Raw genomic sequence first — 7253 nt, 5'->3', positions numbered from 1 at the left:
AGCTGCGCCTGCAGCAGGAGCAGACCGTGCTGGAGCTGTGGGAAGCCACGCGCGAGAGCGGCAACGAGCTGCTGCTGGAGATCATTCCGCCCAAGGGCATGACGCCCGACGGCACCACCGACGCCGCCGTGTTGCGCGCGGTCAAGCGTTTCTACAACCTGGGCGTGAAGCCCGAATGGTGGAAACTCGCGCCCATGCAGGAGCAGGGCTGGCGCGACCTGGAAGCCCTGGTCAGCGAGCGCGACCGCCATTGCCGTGGCGCCGTGATCCTGGGCCTGAACCAGCCGCTGGACTTCCTGGCGAGCAGCTTCGCCAACGCCACCAACCCCATCGTCAAGGGCTTCATGGTCGGGCGCACGCTGTGGGCCGACGCCTCCCTGAAATGGTTCAGGGGCGAGATGGACGACGCGGCTTTCGTGGACGAAGTGGCCCGCAACTTCGCGGTGCTGGTGGATGCGTGGAGAAGCCGTCACTCAGCCCAACGCGCCGCAGCCTGAACACACCGACAGACGACATGAAAACCCAACGACTCACGATGGCGCAGGCCCTGGTCAAGCACCTGGCCGCCTTGCGGATGGAGGTGGAGCACCTCGACGGCCGCAGCTCGGTCGAACCCTATTGCGGGGGCGTGTTCACCATCTTCGGCCACGGCAACGTGGCCGGCCTGGGCGAGGCCTTGGCGGGTGAGCGCGACAAGCTCACCACCTACCGCGCCCACAACGAACAGACCATGGCGCACGCCGCCATCGCGTTCAGCAAGGCCCAGTTCCGCCAGCGCATCATGGCCGTGTCCACCAGCATCGGACCGGGCGCGACCAACATGGTCACGGCGGCGGCCGTGGCACACGTCAACCGCCTGCCGGTGCTGCTGCTGCCGGGTGACGTGTTCGCCACCCGCCGCCCCGACCCGGTGCTGCAGCAGATCGAGAGCTTCGGTCAGGGCGATGTGAGCGCCAGCGACTGCTTCCGCCCCGTCACGCGCTACTTCGACCGCCTCACCCGCCCCGAGCAGATCCTCACGGCCCTGCCGCGCGCGATCCAGGTGATGACGGACCCGGCCGCCTGCGGCCCGGCCTGTCTCTCGCTGCCGCAGGACGTGCAGGCCATGGCCTTCGACTGCCCGGAAGATTTTCTGAACCCCGGCGTGCTGCGCTTCCGCCGCCCGCCGGCCGACGTGCGTGAACTGGCCGATGCCGTCGCCCTGCTGCGCACAGCCCAACGCCCGCTCATCGTGGCTGGTGGTGGTGTGCTCTACAGCCAGGCCTGGGCCGCGCTGCGCGCGTTTGTGGAGGCGCACGGCGTGCCCGTGGTCGAATCGCACGGCGGCAAGAGCAGCCTGCCCTGGGACCACCCGCTCAACCTCGGCGCCATCGGCGTGGACGGCGTGTCCTGGGCCAACGACATGGCGCGCGAGGCCGACCTGGTGTTCGCCGTCGGCACGCGCCTGCAGGACTTCACCACCGGTTCGCATGCCCTGTTCCCGCAAGCGAAGTTGCTCAGTCTGAATGTGCAGCCCTACGACGCCGGCAAGTGGAACGGCTCCGCGCTGGTGGCCGACGCCCGCGTGGGCCTGGGCCAACTCGAAGCCGGCCTGACCGGCTGGGCCGCCGACGCCGCCTGGACGGCGCGCGCACAGCAGCAGGCCGCCGCAGCCAACGCGCGCATCACCGAGCTGACGACGAACGTTCCGCAGGACATGCTGCCCTACGACGCCGAAGTCATCGGCGCGGTGCGCGACTCGGCCACCGAGCTGGGCCTGGACAGCGGTATCCGTGACGTGGCGCTGTGCGCCGCCGGCACGCTGCCGGCCGAGCTGCACAAGCTCTGGCGCGCCAGCCTGCCGGGCAACTACCACATGGAATACGGCTATTCGTGCATGGGCTACGAAGTGGCCGGCGGCCTGGGCGTGAAGATGGCCCGGCCCGAGCAGGAATCCATCGTCATGGTGGGCGACGGCTCCTACATGATGGCCAACTCCGAGCTGGCGACCTCGGTCATGCTGGGCCAGAAGATCATCGTGGTGATCCTCGACAACCGGGGCTACGGCTGTATCCAGCGCCTGCAGACCGCCACCGGCAGCCCGGCCTTCAACAACATGCTCGACGACTGTGTGGCCGAAGGTGGCGAGCGCAGCACCATCGACTTCGCGATGCACGCCCGCGCCATGGGCGCCGACGCGGTGCACGTCAAGGACGTGGTCGAACTCAAGGCCGCGATGATCAAGGCCCGCCAGGCCCAACGCACCCAGGTCATCGTGATCGACACCACCCACACCCGCACCACCGATGGTGGTTGCTGGTGGGAAGTGGCGGTGCCCGAAGTGTCGCAGCGGGCCGAAGTGCGCGAAGCCCATGCCCGCAACAGCGATGCCCAGAAACAGCAGCGCGTCTGAACCCGTTTTCCCTTCACAAGATCTTTTTCTCCGAGAGCACACAACATGAGCTGGAACGTCCGTATCGGCATCAACCCCCTGTCGTGGATGAACGACGACCTGCCCTCCCTGGGCGGCGAAACCCCGCTGGAAACCGCGCTGAAGGAAGGCAAGGAGATCGGCTACGAAGGCTTCGAGCTGGGCAACAAGTTCCCCAAGGACGGCCCGGGCCTCAAGGCCAAGCTCGATCAGTTCGGCCTGGCCTGCGTGTCGGGCTGGTACTCGGGTTTCCTGGCCGAGCTGGAGCCTGGCCAGAACAACGCGCAGGCCGTGGCCGCCGAAATTCAGCGCTGCCAGGCGCACATGAGCAAGCTGCAGTACAACGGCGTGAAGGTGGTGGTCTATGGCGAATGCGCCGGCACCGTGCAGGGCCAGATGGACACGCCCGTGTCCAAGCGCCCCACCTTCGCCAGCGAAGCCCTGTGGCAGGCCTACGCCGAGCGCCTGAACGCCTTTGGCGAGCACCTGCTCCAGACCTACGGCATCCAACTGGCCTACCACCACCACATGGGGGCCTACGTCGAGTCGCCCACCGACGTGGACAAGCTGATGGCCCTGACCGACCCGGCCAAGGTCTTCCTGCTGTTCGACACCGGCCACGCCTACTTTGGTGGCGCGGCCAACCCGGTGGACCTGCTGAAGAAACACGTCAAGCGCGTGGTGCACGTGCACTGCAAGGACGTGCGCACCCCCGTCATCGCCCAGGCGCGCAACGACGGCTGGAGCTTTTTGAACGGCGTGATCAACGGCACCTTCACCGTGCCCGGCGATGGCAGCATCGACTACGCCGCCACGCTCAAGACCCTGAAGGACAACGGCTACGAAGGCTGGCTGGTGGTCGAGGCCGAACAGGACCCGGCCGTGGCGCCGAGCTACGAATACGCCCAGAAGGGCTACCGCACGCTGCGCGGTCTGGTGGACAGCCTGAACTGACCTCAAGGAGCGCAACATGGTGAGTCCTCTGCTGGCCAAAGCCGCGCCCACCGGGCGGGAAATTGTCAATGTCACGCCCGAGCGCGCCGGCTGGACGCACGTGGGCTTTCGCGCCCTGCGCCTCGCCGACGGGCAGGTGGAAACCCTGCAGACCGGCGAGCGCGAGCTGTGCCTGGTGGTGCTGACCGGCACCGTGGACGTGGGCATCGACGGCGTGGACTACGCCGGACTGGGCACCCGCGACAGCGTGTTCGACGAGGTCTCCCCGGCGGCGGTCTATGTGCCGGCGGGCAAAACCGTGTCGATCCGCGCGGCGCGTGACGCCGAGGTGGCACTGTGCACCGCGCCGGGTGACGGCACCGCGCGTGAAGTGCGCCTGATCGACCCGGCAGGCATGAAGCGCAGCGTGCGCGGCAAGGGCACCAACACGCGCTACGTCTGCGACATCCTGCCGCACGACGACCCCACGGCCGCCCACCTGCTGGTGGTGGAGGTGATGACGCCGGCCAGCCATGCCAGCAGCTACCCGCCGCACAAGCACGATCAGGAAACGCCGCCCACCGAGACCCTGCTGGAAGAGACCTACTACCACCGTCTCAACCCGCCGCAGGGTTTTGCCTTCCAGCGCGTCTACACCGACGACCGCAGCCTGGACGAGGCCTGCGCGGTGGAGAACCACGACGTGGTGATGGTGCCGCGCGGTTACCACCCGGTGGTGGCGCCGCATGGCTACGACCTGTACTACCTCAACGTGATGGCGGGGCCGAACCGCTTCTGGGTGTTCAAGAACGACCCTCAACACGAGTGGTTACTGAAGTAACCCCCCTGCGCCGCTGACGCGGCTTCCCCCCTGGAAGGGGGGACGACTCCAGTGGCCCGGCAAAGCCGGTTCCACGGAGTCTCTGGAAGACATCCCCTCACTCATGCGTCCGTGCTTTGACCGGCGCGCGTGTCTTAACCCCAGGGGCATCGCGGAACCGGCTTTGCCGGGCCCAGATGCCGTCCCCCTTCCAGGGGGGAAGCCGCGTCAGCGGCGCAGGGAGGAGCTTCTCAAGCCAGCTCGTGCCGGTCGGCGGCCGCGTACAGGTCCTGGGCGAACGCCGGGTCGGAGGACAGCAGGTCGTTGGCCATGGCGCGCAGCTGCTCGGCTTCTTCAAAGCGGGTCAACGGACGCGCCGGGATGGGCGTGCGGGCGCTGAACCAGGTGGCGAACAGCTGGCGGACGGTGGCCAGGAACTGGCCGGAAGATGCATGGGAGAGGGTGGCGGTGGTCATGGAGGACTCCTGAAAACGGGGCAACAGTTATGTTGCACTGCAGTATAGGGTTAACCCTAGGTTCTGTGTTGGAGAGCTGTGCCCAATTCCGGCCGGTTTTTCGGCAAATGTCACGCGTTCCCTCTGAACCGCCTCAGAGCCCCTCGGCAAATCCGGGCGCCAGCGCGGCCCGCAAATGGGCCACAAAGGCCGTCACGGCGCGCGGCACATGGGCCGAATACGGGCGGATGGCGTAGAGCTGCTCGGCGAAGCCGCCCACCGGCTTCCAGTCCGGCAGCACCTGCACCAGCTTGCCCGACAGCAGGCTGGCCTGGGCCGTGAAGTCGGGCAGCAGCGCGATGCCCAGACCACCGAGCGCCGCGTCGCGCAGGGCTTCGCTGTTGTTGGCGGCCAGCGAGCCGGACACCTGCACCGTCACCCGTTCGGTGCCCGCTTTCGAGCGCAGCGGTTCCAGCGTCCAGGCCGGCGTGTCCTGCGAGCGCGGGTAGTGCAGGCAGTTGTGCTGCGTGAGGTCACCGGGTGATTCGGGCATGCCGTGCTTGCGCAGGTAGGCGCGGCTGGCCGCCAGCACCGAGCGCGTGGCGCACAGCGTCCAGGCCACGTGCGTGTCGGGCGGGTGGGCGGTGTGGCGGATGGCGAGGTCGAAGCCCTCGGTGGCCAGCGACGAGAGCCGGTCCGCCATGTCCAGCTCCAGCCGCACCTCGGGGTACTGGCGCAGGAACTCGGGCAGGCGCGGCACCAGCTGCTGGCGCGCAAACGCCACCGGCGCCGTCACGCGCAGCAGCCCGCGCGGCGCGCCGGCCGCGTCGCGCACCTGCGCAAAACACTGGGCGATGTGCTCGAACGAGGCCCGCGTGTCGTCCACCAGCCGCTGGCCGGCCTCGGTCAGGCGCACGCTGCGCGTGGTGCGCTGCACCAGCGCCACGCCCGCCAGCCGCTCCAGCTCGGCCATGCGCTGGCTCACCGCCGCCTTGCTCACGCCCAGCCGTGCCGCCGCTGCGGTGTAGCTGCCCTGCTGGGCCAGCACGTTGAGCCAGTGGAAGTGGCCCCAGAGCTCATGGATCTTCTGTTCGTTCATGGGTCTATTGTTCACCAGAATGAACAATCAATTCAGGGTTTTGGCCTTGTATCGACAGAGCGCCGTTCCTACACTGCCTGGGTACCTCAGAGCCATTTCCCCATTCCAACGAGACACCCTCCATGACCACTGCCATCACCCACTGCATCGCTGGCGCCCGCGCCGCCGGGGCCTCCGCCCGCGCGCAGGACGTGTTCAACCCTGCCACGGGGGCGGTCACCGGCCGTGTGTCGCTGGCCAGCGCCGCCGATGTGGACACGGCGGTCGCCGCGGCCCAGGCTGCGTTCCCCGCCTGGTCCGACACGCCGCCGATCCGCCGCGCGCGGGTGATGTTCAAGTTCCTCGAACTGCTGAACCAGCGCAAGGACGACCTGGCCCGCATGATCACCGCCGAGCACGGCAAGGTCTTCACCGACGCACAGGGCGAAGTGGCGCGCGGCATCGACATCGTCGAATTCGCCTGCGGCATCCCGCAGCTCTTGAAGGGCGACTTCACCGACCAGGTCTCCACCGGCATGGACAACTGGACGATCCGCCAGGCCCTGGGCGTGGTGGCCGGCATCACGCCGTTCAACTTCCCTGTCATGGTGCCCATGTGGATGTTCCCGGTGGCCATCGCCGCGGGCAACACCTTCGTGCTCAAGCCCAGCCCCATCGACCCCAGCGCCAGCCTGTTCATGGCCGACCTGCTGAAGCAGGCCGGCCTGCCGGACGGCGTGTTCAACGTGGTCCAGGGCGACAAGGAAGCCGTGGACGCGCTGCTGGTGCACCCGGACGTGAAGGCCGTGAGCTTCGTGGGCTCCACGCCGATTGCCAACTACATCTATGAAACCGGCGCCCACCACGGCAAGCGCGTGCAGGCCCTGGGCGGCGCCAAGAACCACATGGTGGTGATGCCCGACGCCGACCTCGACCAGGCGGTGGACGCGCTGATTGGCGCGGCCTACGGCTCGGCTGGCGAGCGCTGCATGGCCATCAGCGTGGCGGTGCTGGTGGGCGACGTGGCCGAGAAGATCATGCCCAAGCTGATTCAGCGCACCAAGGCGTTGAAGGTGCTCAACGGCACGAACCTCGCGGCAGAAATGGGCCCCATCGTGACCGCCGCCGCGCACCAGCGCATCACGGGCTACATCGAGGTGGGCGCGGCCGAAGGCGCCGAGCTGCTGGTGGACGGTCGCCAGTTCGATGCGAAGCAGACCGGCGAAGGTTGCGAAGGCGGTTTCTGGATGGGCGGCACGCTGTTCGACAACGTGACCCCCGACATGCGCATCTACAAGGAAGAGATCTTCGGCCCGGTGCTCAGCTGCGTGCGCGTGGCCGACTTCGGCGCCGCCGTGCAGCTGATCAACGACCACGAGTTCGGCAACGGCACCAGCTGCTTCACCCGCGACGGCCATGTGGCGCGCGAGTTCGCCCGCCGCATCCAGGTGGGCATGGTCGGCATCAACGTGCCGATCCCGGTGCCCATGGCCTGGCACGGTTTCGGTGGCTGGAAGAAGAGCCTGTTCGGCGACATGCACGCCTATGGCGAAGAGG

Annotated in this window: 7 protein-coding genes; 5 read left to right on the top strand and 2 right to left on the bottom strand. The window is 68.0% G+C overall.

Annotation, left to right across the window (positions count from 1 at the left end; all coding sequences use genetic code 11):
* The 4 genes from IV088_RS12195 to iolB form a co-directional block, all read left to right on the top strand.
* The coding region (locus IV088_RS12195; RefSeq protein WP_291102207.1) for a 2-deoxy-5-keto-D-gluconate 6-phosphate aldolase domain-containing protein at window positions 1-497 on the top strand (497 nt) is incomplete at its 5' end.
* A gap of 17 nt (window positions 498-514) precedes the next feature.
* The gene (gene iolD / locus IV088_RS12190) at window positions 515-2392 is read left to right on the top strand and encodes a 3D-(3,5/4)-trihydroxycyclohexane-1,2-dione acylhydrolase (decyclizing) (protein ID WP_291102205.1); all 1878 of its coding nucleotides are present in this window, start codon (window positions 515-517) and stop codon (window positions 2390-2392) included.
* Between the two features lie 45 nt (window positions 2393-2437).
* Window positions 2438-3364, top strand: a complete 927-nt coding sequence (gene iolE, locus IV088_RS12185) for a myo-inosose-2 dehydratase (RefSeq protein ID WP_291102203.1) — start codon at window positions 2438-2440, stop codon at window positions 3362-3364.
* Window positions 3365-3380: 16 nt separating this feature from the next.
* On the top strand, window positions 3381-4184 hold the full coding sequence (iolB, locus tag IV088_RS12180) for a 5-deoxy-glucuronate isomerase (protein WP_291102201.1): 804 nt from the start codon (window positions 3381-3383) through the stop codon (window positions 4182-4184).
* Window positions 4185-4414: 230 nt separating this feature from the next.
* Here iolB and IV088_RS12175 read toward each other — a convergent pair whose 3' ends face one another.
* On the bottom strand, window positions 4415-4639 hold the full coding sequence (locus tag IV088_RS12175) for a hypothetical protein (RefSeq protein WP_291102199.1): 225 nt from the start codon (window positions 4637-4639) through the stop codon (window positions 4415-4417).
* A 133-nt stretch (window positions 4640-4772) separates the two neighbouring features.
* Window positions 4773-5717: a LysR family transcriptional regulator gene (locus IV088_RS12170; protein WP_291102197.1), complete on the bottom strand. Its 945-nt coding sequence runs from the start codon at window positions 5715-5717 to the stop codon at window positions 4773-4775.
* A gap of 122 nt (window positions 5718-5839) precedes the next feature.
* Between IV088_RS12170 and IV088_RS12165 the strand changes: the two genes are divergently transcribed.
* Window positions 5840-7253: CoA-acylating methylmalonate-semialdehyde dehydrogenase (locus IV088_RS12165; protein WP_291102195.1), on the top strand; the 1414-nt coding region annotated here is incomplete at its 3' end.

It is taken from the genome of Hydrogenophaga sp. (assembly GCF_018780075.1).
Classification (GTDB): Bacteria; Pseudomonadota; Gammaproteobacteria; order Burkholderiales; family Burkholderiaceae_C; genus Hydrogenophaga.
The sequence above is the reverse complement of the archived record's forward strand: the minus strand, read 5'-3'. Positions and strand labels throughout refer to the sequence as shown.